The sequence below is a fragment of the Rhodococcus sp. RD6.2 genome (genome assembly GCF_001040705.1).
Classification (GTDB): domain Bacteria; phylum Actinomycetota; class Actinomycetes; order Mycobacteriales; family Mycobacteriaceae; genus Rhodococcus_G.
In genome coordinates this window covers 80179-101689 of the sequence record NZ_CVQP01000003.1, presented here as the reverse complement: position 1 = coordinate 101689, position 21511 = coordinate 80179, and the positions used below count along the sequence as shown (strand labels likewise).

The following is a 21511-nucleotide window of genomic DNA, read 5'->3' as shown; positions in this document are numbered from 1 at the left end:
GTGCGGTCTTACCTGCCATTTCGACCCTCCCGATGAGGCTGTGTGAAAGTGAATAGTAAGTGAGGATTCCTCGTGTTTACATGAAATGCATGGATCGACCGACTCCCAGCGCCCTCGTCAACGCCGATCTCGCGCTGCGCCGCTACGGCGACGCCGGCCGCGTGTGGCTCGACGGGATGTGGGAGGCCGATCCACTGGCCGACGCGGTGGTCGACGATGGGTTCGGGGGATCGTCGGCCACCGCATCGGTCCGTGCCGCGATCGACGGCGGCATCGACTCCGTCGTGGACGCCCCGCAGTCGCTGCGCGACCTCTTCGCGTTCCTCGACGACGAACCCGAGTGGCTCGACCACGACCGGCTCGACCGCGCCGCCGACGCCCTCATCCAGAACAGCGCCGTGATGGGCATGGTGCTCGGCGCCGCGTCCCTCGTTCGGGGTGCGGGCAACACCATCGCAGGCAAGCCGCTCGCGCTCACCGGCCGGTACGCCAGCGAGCCCGCCATCCGTTCCGTCGAGGTGGGGGAGTGGCTGCGTCACGTCATCTCGCGCGGCGGAATGCGCCGCGGCGGTGCCGGTTTCGAGTACACGGTCCGCGTCCGCGTCATCCACGCGCACGTGCGTCGCGGCATCCGGCTCAGCGGACAGTGGGACGACGCGGCGTGGGGCGTGCCGATCCCGCAGCCGTACATGGCATTCACCATCGCCGAGTTCGGACACATCGCCAACGAGGCCATGCACGGCCTCGGCGTGCGCTTCACCGATCGCGAGCTCGCCGACATCTACCACCTGTGGCGATACGTCGGGCACGTCATCGGCATGAGCGACGCGCTGAACCCGCACACCGAGGCCGACCACGTCCGGATCGAGGAGCTGTACCGGCTCACCTCGCCCGGCCCCGGCGACGACGACCGCGACTTCGTCGTCGCGCTCACCGAGGACTACCTGGCGCCCGAGCTCGCGAACCTCCTCCCCGGAAGCGGGCAGATGCGGAAGTCGTTGGCCGTCAAGCTGATGTACGGACTGCAGCGGGTGTTCATCGGTGACGCGGACGCCGACGCCCTGCGCCTCCCCGACAGTCGGATCAAGCACGTCCTCCGTCACGCCGGCCCGGTGCTGGCCGCGGTCGGGCGGGTCCAGCGGCTCCGGGTCACCGATCGGGAAGCGGCGACTTTGAAGGCGTACCGGATGAGGGATTCCGAGATGGCGCGGATGCGCGCCTCGTACCGCGTCGAGCACGATCTGGTGGACGCGGCACCGCACTGACTCCCTCGCGTCGACGACCCCGCGCGTGCGCTCGGGGTCGTTTCGCGTTCCCGTTGCATCAGTAAGCGTAGAAATGATCTAATCTGTGCAGCAACTGAAAGGGGGCATCATGATCACCTTCCTCAACTCGACCGCCTTCACCGCATTCGGTGCGCCGACCACCTGGGCCGAAGTGCTCGGCTTCGTCACCGGCGCCCTGTGCGTGTGGCTGGTCGCGCAGCAGTCCGCCTGGAACTGGCCGATCGGCATCGCGAACAATCTCGTCTGGATCCTGCTGTTCGCGACCGCTGGCCTCTACGCCGACTCGGGACTTCAGGTCGTCTACATCGCCCTCGCACTGTGGGGATGGTCCAACTGGGTGCGTGGCGCCGACACCGGCGCGCTGCCCGTCACCGGCACCAGCGCGCAGGAATGGGTGTGGCTGGCGGGCGCGGGGGTTCTCGGCACCGCCGCGCTGACTGTCCTGCTCGACACGGCGACATCGTCCACCGTTCCCTTCTGGGACGCGGTCACCACCGTCCTGTCGCTGCTCGCGACGTGGGGTCAGGCGACGAAACGCTGGGAGTCGTGGCTGCTGTGGATCGCCGCCGACCTCATCTACATTCCGCTGTACCTGCACAAGGGGCTGACGCTGACCGCCCTGCTGTACTGCGGGTTCCTGCTGCTGTGTGTCCGCGGACTCGTCGCGTGGCGCCGTAGCCGCGTCGCGGCGCCCGAGTTCGCGGTGGTGACGTGATGTATCGGCACGCGCTCGTGATCGGCAAGTTCTATCCGCCGCACGCCGGCCACCACCACCTCGTCCGCTCGGCGGCCGAGGTCGCCGAGCGGGTGACGGTCGTGGTGATGGCGTCCGCCGCGGAGTCGATTCCGTTGGCGGACAGGGTGTCCTGGATGCGCGACACTCACGCCGTCGACGAGACGGTGACCGTCACCGGCGTGGTGTGCGACGCGCCGATGGACCTCGACTCGCAACCCGTGTGGGCGGCGCAGGTCGCGTGCATGCGGGCCGCGGTCCGGCGCGTCACCGCTGTCCCCGTCGACGCCGTCGTCTCCAGTGAGAAGTACGGAGACGAACTGGCGCAGTGGTTCTCGGCCACCCACGTGAGCGTCGACCCCGCGCGCGTCACCCACCCCGTGTCCGGGACGGACTGCCGCGCCGACCTGCCCGCACGCTGGGACGACCTCGCCGCTCCGGCTCGTGCGGGTCTGACGACGCGGATCGTGGTGCTCGGCGCCGAGTCGACGGGCACCACCACCGTCAGTCGCGCACTGGCCGAGCGGCTTCGCGGGCGCGGCGGTGTCTGGGCTCGGACCGGCTGGGTGTCCGAGTACGGGCGGCAGGCCACGGTGGACAAGCTCGACCACCTGCGACGCGAGCGCCCGGATGCGTCGATGGACGATCTCGTGTGGACCGGCGACGACTTCGCCCACATCGCCGCCGAACAGACGCGGCTCGAAGAGGCGGCTGCCCGTGCCGGGTCGCCCGTCCTCATCTGCGACACAGACGCGTTCGCCACCACCGTGTGGGAACGGCGGTACCTCGGGGAGTTTGCCGGGCACGCCGTCGCGCCCGAGCGCCGTGCCCTCTACCTGCTCACCGACCACGACGGAGTTCCCTTCGTGCAGGACGGAATTCGCGACGGCGAACACCTCCGCGCCGACATGACCCGCTGGTTCGAGGACGCGCTCACTGCAACGGATCGGTCCTGGGTGCTGCTCACCGGCACCCTCGACGAGCGGGTGCAGCTCGCGGAGCGCGTCGTCGACCAGGTGCTGCGGGTCAACACGACGTTCGCGGACCCGCTGTGAGTGGGTGGTCGTGGCGCTGCGCCGGCGTGACCGAATGTGGCGTTCGGTCACTTGAAGTGACCGAACGCCACATTCGGTCAAAAGAAGGGGGTGTTGGGGCGGCGTCGGTCAGACGAGTGGTGTGGGTTGGGGGCGGTGGGTCAGCGGGAGCCGGCGACCACGGGCAGTGACTCGTCGCGGGTGAGGGAGAAGAAGTAGGGGCGCTCCGATCCGCGGAGGTCCATCCATCCGATGACGGTGTCGTCGGAGATGCGGCGGAACACGTCGTTGATGGGGTGGGCGTCGTAGATCATCGTGGCGGTGTCGACGCCGCGGAAGCGGGTGGACCGCAGCCGTGCCTTGGGCTTGCGTGTCGAGACGACGGGTCGGCCGGTGGCGACGAGCCTCGACAGGTCCTTGCCCTCGAAGGACGGGACGAGGCGGTGCATCAGCAGCGTGAACGGGATGCGCTGCGGATCGAGCGCCCACAGGGACCGGCCGTCCGCGGACGGGAACAGCAGTGGGTGAACGGTCTCCGCGTCCACGAACTGCTTGCCCCACCAGCCACTGGCGTCGAGCATGCCGTCCATCTTGTGTCCCGTGCGCAGTTCGGCGCCGCGCCACGTGCCGATCAGGAAGTCCGGGTCGGCGGGGGATGCGTCGTCGAACACCGCCTGTGCCTCGCCCACCGTCGCACGCTGCTCGGCGATGATCCGCTCTGCCACCGACATGCCGTCCTCCTGGTCGTTAGTTAACCGACATTCTGCACAGAGTTGTGCAAACAGGGAAGGGGGTGGTGTGCGTCGAGGTCCGACGAGTGCTAGCCGGTGAGCATGGGGAGCTGGCGGGGGAGGCCCGCGGTGTGGACAGGATCACGGTGGCGATTAACCCCACCTGCGACTATCGTGGATTTACGCGAGCAAATGACTGTAAGGATGCGGTGGGATGGGGAACACGAGGCGAAGCGTCGAGGACCGCTACCGGCACGGTGAGCTGGACTTCGAGGCCGCGGTACGGGAAGTGACCGGCGCCGACGTCGACCGTGAGTTCTTCGCGCGGATCGTGCACGGCCTCTCCGTGAAGGACCCGGCCGGACTGGCCCTGTCCGAGCACGACGCCGCACTGCTCACCGACGGCGGTTTCGTCACCGACCCCGCCGCTGCGACCGCAGCGCGGGTGGACCGGGACATCCGCATGCAGGACCTGGTCCACCGCTCACTGTCGGTCGCCGACGCCGCCGAACGCCTCGGGGTCACCACAGCCCGTGTCCGCCAACGCCTGACCGACGGCACCCTGTGGGCGTTCACCTCGGGCCGCCGCCGCCTGCTGCCGCCCGCCCAGTTCACCGCCGCCGGCGCGGTCCCGTTCCTCGATCAGGTGCTGCCGCTGCTGAGCAAGGAACTGCACCCGCTCACGGTGCAGGCGCTGCTGACGCAGCCGCAGCCGTCCCTGACCGTGGAGGGCCGCTCAGTGTCGATCGTGGCGTGGCTGACGGGCAGCGCGGGCACCGCCTCGGACATCGAGCAGGCCGCCGACGTGATCACCGCCGCAGACTGGGAATCGGCGTAGATGGGGTCGATGCTGCCCCCACCTCCAACCGCCTCCGTCCTCCGTGACGCGGGAGTTCATCCTGACGAACTGATCACCTGGCAGCCCACCGAGCTGGTGTGGCGCGTGCACCGCACCACCGGCGGTCACGTCCTGCCGTGGAACGGGATGCGGACCCACGGGCCGATCCTGCGATTCGACCACCACCCGCGCGCGGTGGGCGATCACCCCGGCTACGGCATTTGGTACGGCGCATCCAGTCCCCGAGGTGGCCTGGCCGAAGCGTTCCAGTCGGCGCGGGTCATCGACCGCGAGTACGGCGACCCGTACCTGACCGGGCTGCGGTTCCTGCGGCCGCTGGGGCTGCTCGACGTGTCCGGGATCGGCGGCGCGGCGTGGTCGACCCGAGTCGGCGGCAACCACGCCCTCGACTGCGCCCCGCACCGCCGCAGCCAGCACTGGGCGCGCACCATCTTCCGTGCCCACAGCGACCTCGACGGCGTCATCTACCGGGGCCGGTTCGCCGGCAGCGTGAGCGTCGCGCTGATCGAACGCGCCACCGACGCGTTCCCCGCCCGCCCCGCGCTGTCGCTGCCGCTTGCGCATCCCGCGCTCGACGGTCCGATCGCGACTGCTGCACATCAGCTCGGCTACACCATCACCTGACGACTGTGGCCCGCCCTCGGAGGGCGGGCCACAGTCAGTTCGGTGCACCGATCAGGTCAGCATCGAGACGGACAGCACGAGGGCGGCGACGGACACGAACTCCGCACGTGTCGGAGCCATTTTCTGTCGGCGCCAGACGGCGACCGCCGACGCGAAGGTTGCGGCGGCAATCAGGAGAAGGAAGAACCGGCCGAGCATGGCAGCTGTAGTCATGAATCGGAGTAGACAACGGATCCCCGAAATCGCACAACGGGGGGTACCCGCCAGTGGGCCCGTTCAGAAGGCGTCGTCGGGGTGCAGCGGCCCGAACACTGCCCGCCACGGCCCCGCCAACAGGTCATAGTGCTGCTGCTCGAATCCGTACCGGCCGATGAGATCTCGGACGACGAGCGCGAGCGCAGCCTCCCAGGCGGCCTTCCACTCGACGGACCAGACGCCACCGAACGGCCTGGTGGCGTCCGCAGCCGCGACCCACGCGGCGTCGACGTTGCGGGCCTCGCACCAGGCGGCGCAGATGGCGATACCGGCAGCGTCGATGGCCCCACCGTCGGCGGCTGAACCTCCACAGGCGCCGGCCGCCGTGGCCCGGGTGGTGGCGAACTGCTCGACTTGTTCGGGTGTCGCGGTGGCGACGATGCGGACCAGAGCGCCGATCTCCTGCCACTGTGGATCGGTGATCGCTGCTGTCTCGGCATCCAACGTGTGGTCGATGACCTGCATGGTTTCCCCCAAAGCGTTGCGGATCCAGCGGTGCACGCCAGGCGGCGCAAGCAGTAAGCCTGGCGTACGACAGCTTGCCGGTGCCGCTTCCGATCACATCCCGGCGTGGCGCCACCGAATCCGGACAGCCGCGCAGGCGGCGACCCGGGCGTGGGACGACGGTGGCCCCAACCGACGCCACCATGGTGGCCACCGGGTTGACGGGTTCGACCTCGTAGCCGTTGTCATCGAGCCAGATGTGATGGCTCCGAAGGGGGTCAGACGGTCTTGTTCGTGCCTGCGTCGGCGAACTGACCGAGCAGGCACTCCACGGGGGCCTTGTCGTAGCGCTGGCGGATCAGTCGCGGCTGGACCATGCGCGGGTGTTCGGGGTTGGTGACGTACAGGAACGTCACCACCCAGACCTGACCGACCTCGACTGCGCCCTTGCCGATGGTGGACGCGGTACCGACCTGGACGAGGTTCCCCTCGGCGTCGTGGACGGCGAGCTCCGCGGAGTCCTTCACCGGGTGCAGGGCGGTGACGACGACATCGACGTCCTTGATGAGCTTGTGCTTGACCAGCATGGTCGAGCGGCGACCGGACTCGTAGGTGCCACCGCGATGGCGCAGGATGATGCCCTCACGCTGCTCGGCCACAGCGGATTCGAGCATGGCGACCTTCGTCTGGGCGGTCACCGCGATCGGCGCGAGCACCACCGAACTGCCCTCCGGGGCCTTGTCGACGGCGGCGATGCCCAGCACCTCGGTGAGGATGGTGAGCGCGTGGTGACGGTCCGGGAACGTGGTGGTCTCCCGCGTCCAGGTGTGGACGCCGTCGGTGGCGACGATGAGGTCGAACAGCACCAGGGTGCGTCCCACCACCTCACCGTCGAAGACCCAGCGACCGGAGTGCAAGGCGCTGAACGGATTCAGGTGCGCCGGTCCGACATTGCGGACCTTCGCCTGGCCCTGGCGGTTGAGCACGCGAATCTCACCGTTGTCGACTTCGATGACGACACGGTCGCCGTCGTACTTGAACTGGGCGTACCAGTCGTCGGAGTCCATCGCGTCCGCGACGGTCTCGGCGGGCTGCACGGACGCGAGCATCGGTCGCACCGGCAGCAGCGGAATGGTGTCGTCAGCGACCGCGGGACTCACTCCCAACGCGCCGCTGGTCAGCGCCTCGACAGCCAGCGCCGTGAGGTTCAGACGCGGGGCATCAACCTCGACGGCAGCGACCGGTTCGGTGACGATGCCGACGGCGTCACCCATCGGCAAACCCTCCGCGAGCTTGTCGAGCACCGTGAGGTTGTCCGCGGTGATGACGGCGCTGGTTTCGACGGCACCCGAGCGCACCGGCTCGTAGCCCTTCTTCACCTTGCCGGCGAACTTGGCGGCGGCGGCCTTCGCTGCCGCCTCGGGGCTGGCGGCCTCGACGATCTTGGTGAAGGTGCCCAGGGTGCCGTTGCGGCCGTACTGAGAAACCCACACGGAGCCGAAGGTGAAGGTCCGGTAGAACTTGTCGTTCCCGGCACGCGGGTCGATGTAGACGGCCTCGTTGATGTGGGCGGTGGTGGTCACTGCGGGGACCGACATACTCGGCTTCCTCCTGAAGGGCGGTGGGTGCTGCGATGCACCAACCTTGACAGCCACCCCCGACAGGGTGGGGCAGTCGCAGCAGTGGGTGCGACGCCGCAGGCAGTCCGCACCCCGGGAGGCCGAGCTGGGGGCGGCGACCCGGACAGCCGCCACCCGCAGGGATGACGAACCCGATCAACGAGCTTGAGGCCACGGACGGCAGCAAGATCGAGCGGGCCTCGATCTACCCAGAGCCGAGCACTGCCCAGTCGAGGCCTCTCACGCCGCGAGCACGTGAGCCGTCGCCTCGCGACCGCCCGAGGCCGAGCAGTGCAGCCTCGACACCGATCGCGTGGTGGTCATTCGCGCGAGCAGGCTTGTCTCGGAACCCAACTCACCCATCGCCTTTGTGGCACCTCGACGCCAACCCGGAGTGCCGTGAAATGGTCCGGCAGGCAGGTACCCGCGACCTGCTCCGGTCCGCTCAGATCTACATCCGAGGGCTCAGGCGACGAGATCCTGGTATTCGGGATGCTTCGCGACATAGGCGTCCACATACGAGCAGGACGTCCGAATCTTCAGCCCCTCTGCGCGCGTGGTGTCGAGGGCGGCCGCGACCAGTGCACCGGCGAGTCCCTGTCCACGGAACTCGGTTTCGGTGACCGTGTGGTCGAAGTCCCGGACGCCGTGGTGCTCGGTGTACTCGGCGTACGCGGCAACCTTGTCGTCGACGAGGATCTCGAAACGATTGTGCTCCGGAACGTGCTCGATGCGATGCGACACGGTTGCCGTCCTTTCGTCGGGATACCCAGCACGCTACGGCGTGGGGTCAACGACTCGAACAACCGCTCCTGACGGACGGCTATTCCGTCGAGAAGTGCGATGTGCGCCGGAGGTCGGGTTCGCTGCCACCGTGCGTCGACGAATCCGGAACCACCGACCAACCCGCAGCGCGCGGGTTCGGTGTTGACGGGGTGATCCCACGAGCTTTCGCCGATCAGCCGATCCGGATCGCGTCGGCGTCGAACGCAGGCGCGATCGACGCGAGATCGGTGATCTGATGCAGCCACGTCGGCCGGTCGACAGGGGACGACAGTAGTAGGCGCGTCGCTTCGGCCGCGACGAGCGCGGTGGCCCGCGACTGGCCGCGCCCGGATGCCCACACGGTCTTTGACGCGCCACGGGCAGCGATCACCCATGCGTCGCCGCCCGGCATCGCGCCCGCAGGCACCCAGCGCGCCGCCCATGGGGCCCAGGTCAGCGCCGCCAATCCGACGGTGGCCAGTCGGGAGTCGAGACGGAGGTGCGTGCGCACGGGAACGTCGAGGTCGACGCTCAGCCGGTGCTGGTCCGCGAAATCGGTTCGCAGCACCGGGAATCGGGAGTAGCCGGGCAGGGGGAAGCGGGTGGGTCGCGTGTAGTTGCGGACGCGGCGCCCGTCGGGATCGAGGAAGTGCTTGCCGGCAAGTCCGTACGTCCATGCCGTGGCTGCGGCGCCGTGTGCCTCGCCTGCGCCGAGGCCGATCGCGACGTCCACCGGACCGCCGCCCCGCGCTGCCTCCACCGCAAGCAGGCTCGACAACCCGGGTGCGATGCCGACCCCGAGCAGGACCGGGCCCGAAACGGCTTCGAGGGCAGCCGCATACGACGAGGTCGCGGTGATGTCGACGAACGGGATGCCGCGGCCGGCGACGTCGGCCGCGAGCGCCGGATCCTCGATGCCTGCGCAGTTCACGACGACGTCGATGCCGTCCACGGAAGCATCGAGCGGTACTGCGGGGTCGATGACTCGGTCGGCCCGCGCCGGGTCGCGGCCGCCTGCGAGTGCCGTGATGCCCGTCGTGCGTAGCGCCGCCACGAGATGTGTGCCGACGGCCCCGTAGCCGCCCAGTACGAGAACTGTGGTCATCGTTTCTCCGATCTCTAGAGCAACACTCTAGTGTCCAACTCTAGAGTTAGACTCTCGGCATGGCAACGGCCCCCGACGACAGCATCCCCGCGCGGCGCAAGATCCTCGTCGCGGCGCGAACGCTCTTCACCACCGCGGGATACGCGTCCACCACCATCAAGGCGATCGCCGTGGAGGCCGGCGTGGCGGTGCAGACCGTGTACTTCGTGTTCGGCAACAAGCGCAGCATTCTCGCGGCACTGCTCGATGTGTCGATCGCAGGCGACGACGAGCCGGTGCCCACCCTGGAACGGCAATGGGTGGCCGACGCGGTCGCTGCCCGGGACCCGATGGAACAGTTGCGCATTCAGGTTCACGCGTCTCGTCAGGTGCTGGACCGAGTGGGTCCGGTGCTGCTCGCCGTACGGGCAGCGGCGGGAGCGGACGCCGAAGTGGCGCAGCTCTGGGCGACCACGTGCGCACACCACGAAACAGTGTTGCGCCATCTCATGACGGCGCTGGCCGGGAAGGTCGAAGCCCTCGATGTCGAGCGATGCGTCGACATCGGGCTCGTGCTCCTCGCGCCGGAATCACACGACCTGCTGCTCAATGAACGAAGCTGGTCCGCAACGGACTACGAGCAGTGGGTTGTGGAATCGCTCGCAGCGACGGCCGATATTCGGCGCTGACTTCGCGGGGTCGGTGCCCCCAGTTCGTTCAGGTTTGTGTGCCTGACGGCGTCTTTCGGCCGTCGGCTCCACGTCGAATGGGCAGCTGTGGGCTGGTGTCACTCGACGGCAGCAGGATGAAGACGAGTGCAGCCGCGAGCGCCACGCAGGCCACGCCTGCAGTGAGGCCACCCGAGTAGCCCATGACAGCCAGTGCGGCCACCCCGACGGCGCCGCCGATCTGCTGGACGGACGTGAACAGGGCCGAGCCGAGCCCAGCGTTCTCCTCCGTTGTCCCGTCGACAGCAGCTACGGCCAGGACGGGCAGTGTCAGCCCATTGCCGATGCTCAGTACGAGCATGCCGGGCAGGACGTGAGAGGCATAGGAGTCATCCGCAGCCAGGCCGGACAGCAGAAGCAGACCGGCGATGTCGACCAGGAGGGCCAGCAGGAGCGCCCGGCGCCTCCCAATCCTGAGCGAGACGCGGGAGGACAGCCACATGCCCGCCAGAATGCCTGCGCCATAGGGCAGGTAGGCCACGCCTGCGAGGAGCGGGCTGTACTCCAGAGCCGTCTGCACCTGGATCATCAGCAAGAACGACATCGCGTACATCGCCATCGAGAACAGCAGGGTGGCAACGTTGGCGACTGCCCGAGTCCGCGAATCCAGGAACGACCGTGGCACCAGCGGAGCCGTCGACCGCGACTCTGCCACCACGAACGCCACCGCCAAGGCGGCGGACAGCAGTACGACGCCGATGACGAGTGGATCGCTCCAGCCGGCCGCACCGGCTCGCAGCAGCCCGTACACCAGCGACACTGCGGCACCGGTCACCAGGACCGCGCCGCGCACGTCGAGAGGGCGTCGGCTGCGGGCGCGGGACTCGGGAACCAGGCGCGGGAGCAGCGCCAGCGCTATGGCGACGATGGGCAGGTTGATCAGGAAGATCCCGCGCCAGGAGACAAGGTCGGTCAGCGCTCCGGACAGCACTAGACCCGAGGTGCCACCCAAGGCGGCGATGCCGCCCCAGATGCCCAGCGCCTTGGCCCTTTCCTCCCGTCCCGGATACAGCAACGTGATCATCGACATTGCTGCCGGACTGGCCATCGCAGCACCCGCGCCCTGTACGAACCGCCCGATCACAAGCTGCCAAGGCTCCTGCGCGATCGCGCAAGCCAAGCTGGCCACGCCGAACAGCGCCACGCCAATGAGGAAGACGCGACGGCGACCCAGCAAATCCGCCAGCCGGCCACACAGCAGCAGCAGCCCACCGAAGGCGAGGAAGTAGGCGTTGACGACCCAGGGCAACCCGGAAGGGCTGAATCCCAGCTCATCTCGGATGCTGGGCAGGGCCACGATCACGACGGTGTCATCGAGCACGAGCATGAACTGGACGAGACACAACACAATCATGGGCACGAGACGACGTTATGACCCACGACATTTGGCCACAATCCGCGCTGAGGCCAGACTGTGTCGCATGGAGGACATTGGCGCGATCATCGTGGGCCACTTCCCGCTTACCTCCGGGGAGTGGATCCCCGCGCACAGTCACACCCACCACCAGATCGCCTGGACCCGACGCGGCGTCCTGAGCGTCGGTGTGGGCGAGTTGTACTGGGTCTTGCCGCCCACCAGGGCCCTGTGGGTGCCCGCGGGCGTCACCCACACAACCGGCGCCACCCGAGATGCGGTGCTGTGCAGCCTGTACCTGGCCCCGGAACACTGCCCGCTGGACTGGACCGAGCCCACCGTGGTCGGCATCGACGGCTTGCTGGCGGAGCTGACGACGTACCTGGCCCGCACCGACATCCCCGACGAGGCGCGGTTGCGCGCCGAGGCGGTGGTGCCCGACCTGCTGCACCCGTTGCCCACCCGGCCCATTGATGTGCCGCAACCCACCGATGAGCGCGTTCGGATCGTGGCGAACACCCTGCTCGCGGACCCGGCCGACCAGCGGGGCCTCGAGGCTCACGCCCGCGTGGTCGGCGTGAGCAGTCGGACCTTGACTCGGCTTTTCAGCGGAGACATGGGAATGAGCTTCGACCGTTGGCGCACGCGGGTCCGGATGCGCGCCGCCCTGCCGCTGCTGGCCGAGGGCCAGCCGGTTTCGCGCGTGGCGCACAGCGTGGGATACGCCACGGCGAGCGCGTTCCTGGCGGCCTTCCGACGCACGGTCGGCACGACGCCCGGGCAATACCTGCGCAGTGGGCACGACGGAAGTGGCCGTCCTGGCAACACCGGTGCCGCGGCCGGCTCACCGAGGAAGATCAGCGCGGCGCGTGATTCCGGCAGCGGAGGATCAAAGCCTTGGAAATAGGAGGGAATTGCTCTGAACAGAAGCAGCAGATACAGCCCGTGACCACGCAACGCGAACTGCACGGAACGGTGCCATGGGTGGCGGAGCCAGGTCGGTGCGGGATCGGTGTCCGACGACGACCAAGGCCCGTACGGCGCAGTGCCGTACGGGCCTTGGTCGGTGACGAGCGTCGGATCAGCTCTGGCTGATCCCGCCGGCCAGGATGACCAGCGCGTTGATGGTGTTGGTGACCGAGTCGACCAGGCCGGCACCGACGATGTCGACGCTGCCGAGCGGAATCAGGGCGGCGGTTTCGAGAGAACCCATGGTGTACCTCCAAATGCGGCGGGACCAATGCGGTCCCGGGTGAAAAAGTTCACCCCGACGGGTCGGGGAGTGGCGCTGCGTCCGCTGTTCGGGGCGCAGCCGGCGGTCAGGAGGCGGAGAGTCCCGCGAGCACGCCGAACAGGTGCTCCAACGACGAAACGAGCTGGCTGGACGCCAACAGATCCTCGACCGATCCCATGTGTATCTCCTCACGTGAAAGCGCCGCTCGACGCAGTTCTCTTGAGCGGCAGTCATCTTCGATGGTTCTCGGGTCGGTGACCCAGGAACTTAGGTGATGCTAACAGTGGGAGGGTTGGCGTGGGGGAGCCACGATTTCAGTTGAGCAGCTCGCGGATGTCCTCGGCCGACAGTGACGAGCTGAACGCACCGCCCTCGTCGACCACCGACGAGAACAGTTCCGACTTCCGCCCCTTGAGCGTCATCACCTTCTCCTCGATCGTGTCCTTGGCGATGAGTCGATACACCATCACGTTTCGGGTCTGGCCGATTCGATGGGTGCGGTCCACCGCCTGCGCCTCGGTGGCGGGGTTCCACCACGGATCGAGCAGGAAGCAGTAGTCGGCCTCGGTGAGATTCAGCCCGAACCCGCCCGCCTTGAGGCTGATCAGGAAGACGGGCGCGTCGCCGCTCTTGAACTCGTCGAGCACCTGCGCGCGACCCCGGGTCCGCCCGTCGAGGTAGGAGTGCGCGATGTTCTCCGTGTCGAGGCGCGTGCGAACCCGGTCGAGGAAGCCGGTGAACTGGCTGAACACCAGCGCTCGGTGCCCGCCCGCGACGACGTCCTCGAGCTGCTCGATCAGCGCGTCGATCTTCGCAGACCCCACCGTCCGGTGCGTGTCGTCGACGAGGGCGGGGTCGAGGCTGAGCTGCCGCAGCACCGTCAGCGACTGCAGGATCGTGAACCGGTTGGAGTCGAGGTCGTCGACCAGACCGAGAATCTTCTGCCGCTCCCGCTGCAGCCGGGTGTCGTAGAGCTTGCGGTGCAGCGGCGACAACTCGACCTCGAGCACCTGCTCCTGCTTCTCGGGCAGATCGGCGGCGACCTGCTCCTTCGTGCGGCGCAGCATCAGGGGACGGATCCGCCTGCGCAGCTGGGCGAGAAGTTCGGTGTCCCCGGACTTCTCGATGGGTGTGCGGTAGAACTCCTGGAACTTCGTCGGATGCGGGAACAGCCCCGGCGCCGTGATCGACAGCAGCGACCACAGCTCCATCAGGGTGTTCTCCAGCGGCGTGCCCGAGATCGCGACCTTCGTCGGGGCGTCGATCCGGCGCATCGCCTGATACGCCTTGGATCGGTGATTCTTGACGAACTGCGCCTCGTCGAGCAACAGCATCGACCATCGGTACGACTCGTACTCGTCGGCGTCGAGCCGTGCCAGCGTGTACGAGGTGATCACCACGTCCGCACCCTCGATCGACTCGCCGAGTGCCGCACCGCGCTTCGCGGACGTCTCGGACATGGCGACGACGTTCAGATGCGGCGCGAACCGCTGCGCCTCGGACGCCCAGTTCGGCACCACCGACGTCGGCGCCACGATCAGTACGGGTTCAGCCGACGACTTCGTCTGCCGCGCATGGCAGATCAGCGCCAACGACTGCACCGTCTTGCCGAGTCCCATGTCGTCCGCGAGGATGCCACCGAGTCGGTTCGTCCACAGGAACGCCAGCCACCGGAACCCCTCGAGCTGGTAGGGCCGCAGTGTCGCCTGCAGCGTTGACGGTGGCTCCAGGTCCGCGGTCTCGGTGAGGTCCAGCAGGCCCTGTACCTGCACCCGCCACTGCTCGGCCTGACGCTCCACGACGCCGAGCGCCGCCAACTCCTCCCACACCCCGGCCTGGAACCTGCTCAGCCGCAACTGGTTCGGATCCTGGTCGTGCATGTCCCTGGCCTCGGTGATCAGCGCCTTCAGGCGCTGCAGCTCAGGCTTGTCCAGGGACAGGTACGCGCCGTCGGGGAGCAGCAGATGCGAGTCGCCCGCGCTGAGGGCGGTGAAGACGTCCTTGAACGGAACCGGCTGACCCTCGACGCGGACCGTGATCTCCAGATCGAACCAGTCACCGTCGTCCGTCGCGTCGGTGCCGACCCCGATCTGCAGGGATTCGCCCGCGTCCCGGTAGTCGGCGGGACTGCCGCTCACCCGGACCTCGACGTCGTCGCGGCCCTCGAGCAACGGCAGCAGCTCGCCCGCCACCCGGGCGGTGTCGAGGCCGTGCAACGTCACGCGCGGGTACGGACGGTCGATGCCCTCCCGGCGTAGTCCGTACTGGTCCAGTGGCGCGTCGAGTCCGGCGAGCAGCGCACGTTCACGCTCCTCCGAACGGAACGCCTCGTGCAGGGGACCGTCCAGCGCCGCCAGCCGTTCCACGCCGTCGATCCGGTAGGCCATCCACCACGTCACATCGGCGCGGTGCCCTTCGGAATAGGCGACGTCGAGGACCAGTCCGGGGCCCTCCACTGTCGGCGGCGTGAAGTCGTCACTCGACGAGCGGACCGCCGCAGCGCGCTGCAGGCGGGGGAAGTACTCGCTGGTGAACCGGGTCGTGTCCTCCGGTGGCACCGTCACCGACTCGTTCCCGATGATCAGGTCCTGCATCGCCCGTGGTGCGCGCCCGGTGAGCCGGGCCATTCGGAACGGCCATCGGTCGGGTTCCGGCTTGCGTGGCTCGTCGGAGGGAAGGTAGAGCACCCCGTGCGGGTCGGAGCCGAAGAATCCGAGCACGCTCACGGGGACGTCGGAGTCGTCGACGTGGATGGTCGGTGTCACGTCGAGACCACGATCCGACCGGGAGAGGTCCACGACCAACTCGGCACGGGCAGGCCGCGGTATCGTCCCCATCTCCTTCCGGGTGTGGACGAATTCGACACCGGCGTCGTACATCTCGTCGATCAGCGTCCACAATCGTTCCGGCACCACGGATGTGAGGTCGATGTCCTTCTCGTTGCCGTATCCGTAGTAGCCGCGCCTGCCCACCTGATACGTCGACCACAACTCGGCGAGAAGCAGGACCTGTCGTGGGTCCGCCTCGGGAACGTGCCCGAGACCGGACCACGTCATGTTGCCGTTCACCCAGCCCGCCTTGCCGGGCCGAACCAGCCTCGCTGCCATGCCCCACCGGTCCGAACGCGGGCCGCGCATCAGTGACAACTGCACACCCAGTGGCATCGTCCCGCCCTGGGCGTGGTCCTCGGGCAGAGCGGAGTCGAGGACAGCCTCCCAGTCCGGTCCGGACTCCGCCTCGTCCAACGCGGATTCGACCAACACGACCGTCAACGCCACCACGTGCTTGCAGTTCATCCGGACCGGGCACGAACACTGTCCGAAGGTGAACTCGATCTCCTCACCGAACCGCTGGAAGTTCGCGATCGCCTGATACGAACCCGTACCCTCCACGGTCCCGATCGCCCTCAGTTCGTCCGGATACCAGTCGATGCCCGCGACCGCGCCCGAACGGGCATAGCGGACGCCGCGACCGTAGGACGTCTGCCCGACCACCCGCGCCAACGAAGCAAGGGTGAAATCGGCGTGCGGGTCGGCGCTCATAACCTCCGACCGTACCGCGACCGCGAACCGAAGCGGTGTGCACAGGTGGCCGGTCCGGGTGACTCCGCTGCTGGTCCCACGCTCAGCCGAGTGACACGGGATGGAAGTAGAGGGCCGTGTCCGTCTCCTCGATCCGCACGTCCACCGTGTCCCCGACGTGGAGATGGCTGGCGACGTTGATCCGGGCATTCGTCCCGAGTGCGGCCCGCACGGATCGTGCGGGAATCAGCCCCTGCCTGCCGTCCGGGGAGATCGCCAGCGCATAGCGTCTGCCCGTTCGGGTGACCCGCGCGAACACCGTCACCTCGTCGAGCTCCGGGCCCGCTTCGCCTTCCGGTGCGGTCTGCCGATCCAGTTCCGCCGCGAGCAGATCCGCCATCGTGTCCACGTTGTCGAGGAGTTCCGCCATCCGGCGCGCCACCTCCTGGTGGAACTCGTTGGGCTTGAGCGCCTTGCCGGGCTTGTACATGTCCTCGTGCGTCAGCTCACCCCACGCGTCCTGCAGGCGCGTCTTCACCTGCACCTCCACCTTCACCGGGAGATCGCCCTCGTGCGTCGCAACTTTCACCAGCAACACCGCGTGGTAGGCGCGGTACCCGCTGTCCTTCGGTGCGGTGACGTAATCGGTGGGCGGGTGCGCGAGCCGTACCGAACACGCAGGGGACGCGCACGCCTCCTCCAGCTTTTCCGTGAAGGCGGTCAGATCACGAGGTGTCTTGCACAGCACCTTCACGCCGAGCAGGTCGTGCAACGACTCGGCGACCTCCTCCGGAGTCGTCGGGCGCTGGATCCGCCCGTTCGCCACCTTGCGCATGATCTTGTCGACGGTCCGCGCCCGATCCTTGATCCGGGCCTCGTCGGCGTTCAGCCGGTCGCGATCCTCGTCCTCGAGTACCGAATCGGCCAGCGTGTCCAGGAAGGTCTGCGTCGTCACCAGCGCCGCCGCCCACGCTCGCTCCCGCTGGTCGTACAGCGTGTCGACCAGCGCCGCCACCGCGTCCGCCTTCTTCGTCCTCCGCATGGTCCGTCGGTGGTCGATCAGTTCGGCTCGTCGAAGAGCGTCTGCTCGTCCGGATCCGGGAACAGTTCACCCTGACGCCCCGGTCGTCCCTGACTCGGCGCCTGCGGCGGCGTCAACTCACCACGCTGCACCTCGACGGCGTCCGTTTCATCGTCCACCAGAGCGTCCAACCGGCCACCGAACCGGTGGGCGAAACGCGGATCGACCGTCCGCGCGAACGCGAACAACTGTTGCATCGTGTCGATCAGATGCTGGGGAACGTACGGGGTCGCCAGCACTGCCGCCCACACGTCCACCCGATCCGCGGTCAGCGTGAACTTCAGATGCGGCCACCGCCGATTCAGATCCGCCACCAGCTCACTCGCCCGGGTGCGGTCGCTGACGTCCCGCACCAGCGGCATCCGGACCTGCACCTCACCGCCGTCGAGGTGTGGCCCCACGAAACCGACGAGCTGCCCGATCGCCACCATGAAGTCGTCGTCGCCGTCCGGGTCGTCGTCGCCGGCCGGCTCGTCGAACAACTCCGACAACGTCGACGCGACCAGGTCGTACAGGTGAGCGGAGTCGCGTGGAGTCACCGCCCGCGCCAGATCCAGCGAGTACGGCTCGTCGTCCGCCTCTGCCGGCTCCAGCGCGTCGGCCCACTCCTGTGCACCCGGCGCATCGACCCGCAGGAACGTCGGATGCGGCACCGACCACACCTCACGGAAGACCGTCACCGACATCGCGGCCAACTGATCCGCCCAGTTCGACGGCTTGTCGACGAAGAACGCGGGCGAACCCGAATCGGGCTCGTCGTCGGGGGCCCGGGTCGGTCGTTGCCACCCCAACGTCACCAGCTGTGCCTCGTCGGCCGCGGACAGCCGATACCGCGGATCGAGATAGGCATTCGACGGCACCTCGCAGCGGATCTGGCCGTTCCCCCACGCCAGGAACTGCACGCACGGGACGAACCCGTCGACGCTGGACTCCTCGCCCAGTTCGAGGGCCAGAAGATCGTCCTCCCGCATCACCGCGATCACGTCGGCCAGGCGATCCTGATGGTCGGACCAGGCGCGGTCGACGACGACATCGAAACTCTCCGATTCGGCCATGATCCCCCTCGTCCGTCGTGCCCGGCATGCATGTGACGTCCACGCTATCGCGACTGACGGCCCGCAGCCGGGAGCCGAGCCGGTAGTCCACGACATGTCCCGAGAACGTGGAACCGAATCGGACTCCCACGCGTCCAAACGACCAGTGGGCCGACTTCGACAGGGGGTGACATGCGGCGAATCGCAGTTGCGGGTGTCGCGTGGGTGGCCATCGCCGTGAGCGGGATCGTGAGCGGGGCCTGATGGAAGCGATGTGGAGGGGGCGAGTATGAGCTTCGTGGACAAGCTCGTGCCGACCGAGGTGCTGGGCTCGGCCATTGTGGGCGCGGCGGGTATCGCCATGGACGTGGCGGGGCCCGCCCTGGTGGACATCGTCGGCGGTGAGGTGCCGGGGCGCGCGCAGATCGACCACTGGAGCGTCGGAAACGACGACCGTGCCGCGATCTACCCCAGGCAGTCCGAACTCGAAAGCCGCTTCGGCGGCGAGTTCGACGCCAACGTGTACGTCGACGAGAACTTCGATTCCCTGTCCCACGAGGCGATCATGGCAGCGGTGGAGCCGATGAACCCGGCTGTCGTCACTGCCAGTGCGGAAGGGTGGACCGCGATCGGCGCCGCACTGAGCGTGGGGCTCAACGACTTCAAGGTCGCCGTGATGGGCGAGATCGGGAGCGGTGACGCGGCCCGATGGGCGGGTATCGCGGCGGACAGTGCCAAGGAGGCCACCGAGCGCTACGTGACGGCGTCCGATCAGTTGGCGGCCGCGGGCAGCCTCGTGGGAACGAAGGTGGAGGAGGCGGCCACGGCGATCACTCAGGTGAAGGCGACCATTCCGCCGCCGGTGGAACTGGGCTTCCTGTCCCGACCCCACGACTTCGTCCTCAGCGCCTTCGGGATCAAGGGGCCGATGCACGAGGCCAGTGAAGCCCACCAGCAGGCCATTCACATCATGAAAACGGTGTACAGCCCGGTCATGCGGCAGGCCGACACGCGGGTGCCGACGCTGCCGTCGCCGGTCAGCGTGACCGGTGGTCCCGGGAGTGGCGGCGACGGAGGCACGGGCGACGGAGGCACGGGCGGCGGAGGCGCGGGCGGCGGTGGCGGCACCGGAACGTGGCCGGCCGACCAGGAGGGGCCGCGGAACGCCGACGTCGACACCGCGGCGGGCACTCCCGGAAGCGAGAGCGGATCGGCGCAGGGCACCGGCCACGCAGCGGCGGGGGACGACGCGACCGCCGCGAATCCGAACGAGTTGGCGGGTGGGTCGGACGACCGGAGCGAGGTGCGGGCGGCCGGGCTGGGCCCGGACGGCTCGGGCCCGGCGGTCGGGGGCGCCGGTGTGGGTTCACCGGGCAGTGGCAGTGGCAGTGGCAGTGGTTACGGTTCCACGACACCCGGCCACGGATCGGGTGGGGCAGGGTCGGCCGGGTCAGGCTATGCGGGAACAGGTCCCGGGTCCGGAGGGTACGGAGGATCGGGTGTCGTGGCCGCTCCCGGTGGCGGACAGGTGCCCGCGGCATCGGCTGCCGGTGCGGGCGCTGCGGGGAAGCCGGGCGCACCCGGCGCGGGCATGATGCCGCCCGCTGCCGGGCGCGGCCAGGGCGACTCCGACGCCGAGCACGACACGCCCGCCTACCTGGTCAACGCCGACAACGGCAACGACCTGGTCGGGACGTTGCCGCTGGTTGCGCCACCCGTTCTTGGGGCGTGACGCCGGGTCAGGAGAGGACCGCGCCGGGATTGAGGATGCCGTCCGGATCGAGAGCGTTCTTGATCCGGCGGGTCAGGTCCATCACGTCCGGCCCCAGTTGGTTCGGCAACCAGTCCCGCTTGAGGCGACCCACGCCGTGTTCGCCGGTGATCGTGCCGCCCAGCTGGAGTGCCAGGTCCATCACGTCACCGAACGCACGCTGAGCGCGGGCGGTCTCGTCGGTGTCGTTCGGGTCGAAGACGATCAGCGGGTGGGTGTTCCCGTCGCCGGCATGCGCGACGACACAGATCCGGACCCCGCAGTCGGCGGCGATGCGCTCGACGCCTGCGATCAGCGTCGGCAGCGCCTGCATCGGCACCCCTACGTCCTCGAGGAGCAGAGACCCGAGCGCCTGCACTGCGGGGAACACCGCGCGGCGGGCGGCGGTGAACGCCTCACCCTCGTCGGGATCGTCGGTGGCGAACACCTCGGTGGCGGAACAGGATTCACAGGCCGCGACCATCGCGGCGATCTCCTGTTCCGCGGCAGCACCCGGAGCGTCGGACTGCGCCAACAGCAGGGCGCGGGCGGACCGGTCCAGTCCCATCCGCAGCGAATCCTCGACGGCGTTGATCGACGCCTGGTCCATGAACTCGAGCATCGCCGGGCGCAGCGTTCGGGTGATCGCCAGCACCGCTTCCGCCGCGGCCTCCACCGTCGCGAACGACGCAACCATCGTCGACCTCGGCGGTTGCGCCGGAATCAGTTTGAGGGTCAGCTCGGTGATGACGCCGAGAGTGCCCTCGCTGCCCACGAACAACTTCGTCAAGGACAGGCCCGCCACATCCTTCAGCCGCGGCCCACCCAACCGAACCGCCGTCCCGTCGGCCAGCACCACCTGCATCCCGAGCACATAGTCCGTGGTGACGCCGTACTTCACGCAGCACAGGCCGCCCGCGTTGGTGGCGGCGTTGCCCCCGATCGAGCAGATCTCGAACGACGACGGGTCAGGCGGGTACCAGAGACCGTGCTCGGCAGCGGCCTGCTTGACCTCGGCGTTGAGCAACCCGGGACCGACGACGGCGGTGCGTGTCACCGGATCGACCTCCACGGCCCGCATGCGCTCGGTGGACAACACGATCCCACCGTCGACGGCGGACGAACCACCCGACAGCCCCGATCCGGCGCCGCGCGGCACCACCGGGACGCGGTGCGCGGCGGCCCACCGCACCGCGGTCTGCACGTCGTCGGTGCTGGTGGCGCGCACCACCGCGAGCGGTGTGCCCGCGTTCGGGTCGGCGGCCCAGTCCTGGCGGTAGCCGGCGACGATGTCGGGGTCGGTGAGGAGGACTCCGTCGGGGAGTTCCCCGGCGAGGGCGGTCAGATCAGCGGTCATGCCCTCATCATTCGCTCA

At 68.5% G+C, this 21511-nt stretch carries 20 protein-coding genes; 8 read left to right on the top strand and 12 right to left on the bottom strand.

From position 1 onward, the window contains the following. Nucleotides 1-89 precede the first annotated feature (89 nt). The 3 genes from RHCRD62_RS05895 (at nt 90) to RHCRD62_RS05885 (ending at nt 3074) form a co-directional block, all read left to right on the top strand. Nucleotides 90-1265 (top strand): oxygenase MpaB family protein, encoded by a 1176-nt coding sequence (locus RHCRD62_RS05895; RefSeq protein WP_050063777.1) that lies wholly within the window; start codon nt 90-92, stop codon nt 1263-1265. Nucleotides 1266-1374: 109 nt separating this feature from the next. Then, on the top strand, nt 1375-2001 hold the full coding sequence (pnuC, locus tag RHCRD62_RS05890; protein ID WP_172671012.1) for a nicotinamide riboside transporter PnuC: 627 nt from the start codon (nt 1375-1377) through the stop codon (nt 1999-2001). Beyond that, on the top strand, nt 2001-3074 hold the full coding sequence (locus RHCRD62_RS05885; RefSeq protein WP_050063776.1) for an AAA family ATPase: 1074 nt from the start codon (nt 2001-2003) through the stop codon (nt 3072-3074). The genes pnuC and RHCRD62_RS05885 overlap by 1 nt, the downstream gene beginning before the upstream one ends. A 140-nt stretch (nt 3075-3214) precedes the next feature. Here RHCRD62_RS05885 and RHCRD62_RS05880 read toward each other — a convergent pair whose 3' ends face one another. Then, a complete protein-coding gene (locus tag RHCRD62_RS05880; RefSeq protein ID WP_050063775.1) occupies nt 3215-3784 on the bottom strand; it encodes a DUF4334 domain-containing protein in 570 nt (189 codons plus the stop codon). A gap of 214 nt (nt 3785-3998) precedes the next feature. On the opposite strand from RHCRD62_RS05880, the gene RHCRD62_RS05875 reads away from it, so the two are divergent. Further along, nucleotides 3999-4622 (top strand): hypothetical protein, encoded by a 624-nt coding sequence (locus RHCRD62_RS05875; RefSeq protein ID WP_050063774.1) that lies wholly within the window; start codon nt 3999-4001, stop codon nt 4620-4622. Nucleotides 4623-4631: 9 nt separating this feature from the next. Then, the gene (locus RHCRD62_RS05870) at nt 4632-5267 is read left to right on the top strand and encodes an RES family NAD+ phosphorylase (protein ID WP_050063842.1); all 636 of its coding nucleotides are present in this window, start codon (nt 4632-4634) and stop codon (nt 5265-5267) included. Between the two features lie 51 nt (nt 5268-5318). Here the strand turns inward: RHCRD62_RS05870 and RHCRD62_RS25735 are convergent, their stop codons facing one another. The 5 genes from RHCRD62_RS25735 to RHCRD62_RS05850 all read right to left on the bottom strand — a co-directional run bounded on the left by RHCRD62_RS25735 (nt 5319) and on the right by RHCRD62_RS05850 (nt 9455). Continuing rightward, a complete protein-coding gene (locus RHCRD62_RS25735) occupies nt 5319-5480 on the bottom strand; it encodes a hypothetical protein (RefSeq protein ID WP_157050826.1) in 162 nt (53 codons plus the stop codon). Nucleotides 5481-5543: 63 nt separating this feature from the next. After that, the gene (locus RHCRD62_RS05865; protein ID WP_050063773.1) at nt 5544-5987 is read right to left on the bottom strand and encodes a hypothetical protein; all 444 of its coding nucleotides are present in this window, start codon (nt 5985-5987) and stop codon (nt 5544-5546) included. Between the two features lie 257 nt (nt 5988-6244). After that, nucleotides 6245-7564, bottom strand: a complete 1320-nt coding sequence (locus tag RHCRD62_RS05860) for an ATP-dependent DNA ligase (RefSeq protein WP_050063772.1) — start codon at nt 7562-7564, stop codon at nt 6245-6247. A gap of 486 nt (nt 7565-8050) precedes the next feature. Then, complete coding sequence (locus RHCRD62_RS05855; protein WP_050063771.1) at nt 8051-8329, bottom strand: GNAT family N-acetyltransferase; 279 nt, start codon at nt 8327-8329, stop codon at nt 8051-8053. Nucleotides 8330-8543: 214 nt separating this feature from the next. Next, nucleotides 8544-9455, bottom strand: coding sequence for an SDR family oxidoreductase (locus RHCRD62_RS05850; protein ID WP_050063770.1), 912 nt, complete (start codon nt 9453-9455; stop codon nt 8544-8546). A 59-nt stretch (nt 9456-9514) separates the two neighbouring features. Here RHCRD62_RS05850 and RHCRD62_RS05845 point away from each other — a divergent pair, with 59 nt between their 5' ends. Then, nucleotides 9515-10123, top strand: coding sequence for a TetR/AcrR family transcriptional regulator (locus tag RHCRD62_RS05845; protein ID WP_050063769.1), 609 nt, complete (start codon nt 9515-9517; stop codon nt 10121-10123). Between the two features lie 28 nt (nt 10124-10151). On the opposite strand, the gene RHCRD62_RS05840 is transcribed toward RHCRD62_RS05845, so the two are convergent. Continuing rightward, nucleotides 10152-11516 carry an MFS transporter gene (locus RHCRD62_RS05840; RefSeq protein ID WP_050063768.1) on the bottom strand — a complete coding sequence of 455 codons (1365 nt, stop codon included), beginning with the start codon at nt 11514-11516 and terminating at the stop codon, nt 10152-10154. A 67-nt stretch (nt 11517-11583) separates the two neighbouring features. On the opposite strand from RHCRD62_RS05840, the gene RHCRD62_RS05835 reads away from it, so the two are divergent. Continuing rightward, a complete protein-coding gene (locus RHCRD62_RS05835; RefSeq protein WP_084734104.1) occupies nt 11584-12423 on the top strand; it encodes a helix-turn-helix domain-containing protein in 840 nt (279 codons plus the stop codon). Nucleotides 12424-12597: 174 nt separating this feature from the next. Here RHCRD62_RS05835 and RHCRD62_RS26590 read toward each other — a convergent pair whose 3' ends face one another. The 4 genes from RHCRD62_RS26590 to RHCRD62_RS05820 all read right to left on the bottom strand — a co-directional run bounded on the left by RHCRD62_RS26590 (nt 12598) and on the right by RHCRD62_RS05820 (nt 18407). Beyond that, nucleotides 12598-12729: a hypothetical protein gene (locus tag RHCRD62_RS26590; protein ID WP_283235440.1), complete on the bottom strand. Its 132-nt coding sequence runs from the start codon at nt 12727-12729 to the stop codon at nt 12598-12600. Between the two features lie 335 nt (nt 12730-13064). Next, nucleotides 13065-16292: a DEAD/DEAH box helicase gene (locus RHCRD62_RS05830; RefSeq protein WP_050063767.1), complete on the bottom strand. Its 3228-nt coding sequence runs from the start codon at nt 16290-16292 to the stop codon at nt 13065-13067. A gap of 82 nt (nt 16293-16374) precedes the next feature. Beyond that, on the bottom strand, nt 16375-17313 hold the full coding sequence (locus tag RHCRD62_RS05825; protein WP_050063766.1) for a GTP pyrophosphokinase: 939 nt from the start codon (nt 17311-17313) through the stop codon (nt 16375-16377). A 17-nt stretch (nt 17314-17330) separates the two neighbouring features. Next, nucleotides 17331-18407 (bottom strand): TY-Chap domain-containing protein, encoded by a 1077-nt coding sequence (locus RHCRD62_RS05820; protein WP_050063765.1) that lies wholly within the window; start codon nt 18405-18407, stop codon nt 17331-17333. A gap of 268 nt (nt 18408-18675) precedes the next feature. On the opposite strand from RHCRD62_RS05820, the gene RHCRD62_RS26035 reads away from it, so the two are divergent. Further along, entirely contained in the window at nt 18676-20118 is a 1443-nt protein-coding gene (locus RHCRD62_RS26035; RefSeq protein ID WP_050063764.1) for a hypothetical protein, read from the top strand. Nucleotides 20119-20125: 7 nt separating this feature from the next. On the opposite strand, the gene RHCRD62_RS05810 is transcribed toward RHCRD62_RS26035, so the two are convergent. Beyond that, nucleotides 20126-21493: an FAD-binding oxidoreductase gene (locus RHCRD62_RS05810; RefSeq protein ID WP_050063763.1), complete on the bottom strand. Its 1368-nt coding sequence runs from the start codon at nt 21491-21493 to the stop codon at nt 20126-20128. Nucleotides 21494-21511: the final 18 nt, after the last annotated feature.

Coding starts and splice junctions, on each gene's coding strand:
- RHCRD62_RS05895 (WP_050063777.1), top strand. CDS start 90: ATGGATCGACCGACTCCCAGCGCCCTCGTCAACGCCGATCTCGCGCTG.
- pnuC (WP_172671012.1), top strand. CDS start 1,375: ATGATCACCTTCCTCAACTCGACCGCCTTCACCGCATTCGGTGCGCCG.
- RHCRD62_RS05885 (WP_050063776.1), top strand. CDS start 2,001: ATGTATCGGCACGCGCTCGTGATCGGCAAGTTCTATCCGCCGCACGCC.
- RHCRD62_RS05880 (WP_050063775.1), bottom strand. CDS start 3,784: ATGTCGGTGGCAGAGCGGATCATCGCCGAGCAGCGTGCGACGGTGGGC.
- RHCRD62_RS05875 (WP_050063774.1), top strand. CDS start 3,999: ATGGGGAACACGAGGCGAAGCGTCGAGGACCGCTACCGGCACGGTGAG.
- RHCRD62_RS05870 (WP_050063842.1), top strand. CDS start 4,632: ATGCTGCCCCCACCTCCAACCGCCTCCGTCCTCCGTGACGCGGGAGTT.
- RHCRD62_RS25735 (WP_157050826.1), bottom strand. CDS start 5,480: ATGACTACAGCTGCCATGCTCGGCCGGTTCTTCCTTCTCCTGATTGCC.
- RHCRD62_RS05865 (WP_050063773.1), bottom strand. CDS start 5,987: ATGCAGGTCATCGACCACACGTTGGATGCCGAGACAGCAGCGATCACC.
- RHCRD62_RS05860 (WP_050063772.1), bottom strand. CDS start 7,564: ATGTCGGTCCCCGCAGTGACCACCACCGCCCACATCAACGAGGCCGTC.
- RHCRD62_RS05850 (WP_050063770.1), bottom strand. CDS start 9,455: ATGACCACAGTTCTCGTACTGGGCGGCTACGGGGCCGTCGGCACACAT.
- RHCRD62_RS05845 (WP_050063769.1), top strand. CDS start 9,515: ATGGCAACGGCCCCCGACGACAGCATCCCCGCGCGGCGCAAGATCCTC.
- RHCRD62_RS05840 (WP_050063768.1), bottom strand. CDS start 11,516: ATGATTGTGTTGTGTCTCGTCCAGTTCATGCTCGTGCTCGATGACACC.
- RHCRD62_RS05835 (WP_084734104.1), top strand. CDS start 11,584: ATGGAGGACATTGGCGCGATCATCGTGGGCCACTTCCCGCTTACCTCC.
- RHCRD62_RS26590 (WP_283235440.1), bottom strand. CDS start 12,729: ATGGGTTCTCTCGAAACCGCCGCCCTGATTCCGCTCGGCAGCGTCGAC.
- RHCRD62_RS05830 (WP_050063767.1), bottom strand. CDS start 16,292: ATGAGCGCCGACCCGCACGCCGATTTCACCCTTGCTTCGTTGGCGCGG.
- RHCRD62_RS05825 (WP_050063766.1), bottom strand. CDS start 17,313: ATGCGGAGGACGAAGAAGGCGGACGCGGTGGCGGCGCTGGTCGACACG.
- RHCRD62_RS05820 (WP_050063765.1), bottom strand. CDS start 18,407: ATGGCCGAATCGGAGAGTTTCGATGTCGTCGTCGACCGCGCCTGGTCC.
- RHCRD62_RS26035 (WP_050063764.1), top strand. CDS start 18,676: ATGAGCTTCGTGGACAAGCTCGTGCCGACCGAGGTGCTGGGCTCGGCC.
- RHCRD62_RS05810 (WP_050063763.1), bottom strand. CDS start 21,493: ATGACCGCTGATCTGACCGCCCTCGCCGGGGAACTCCCCGACGGAGTC.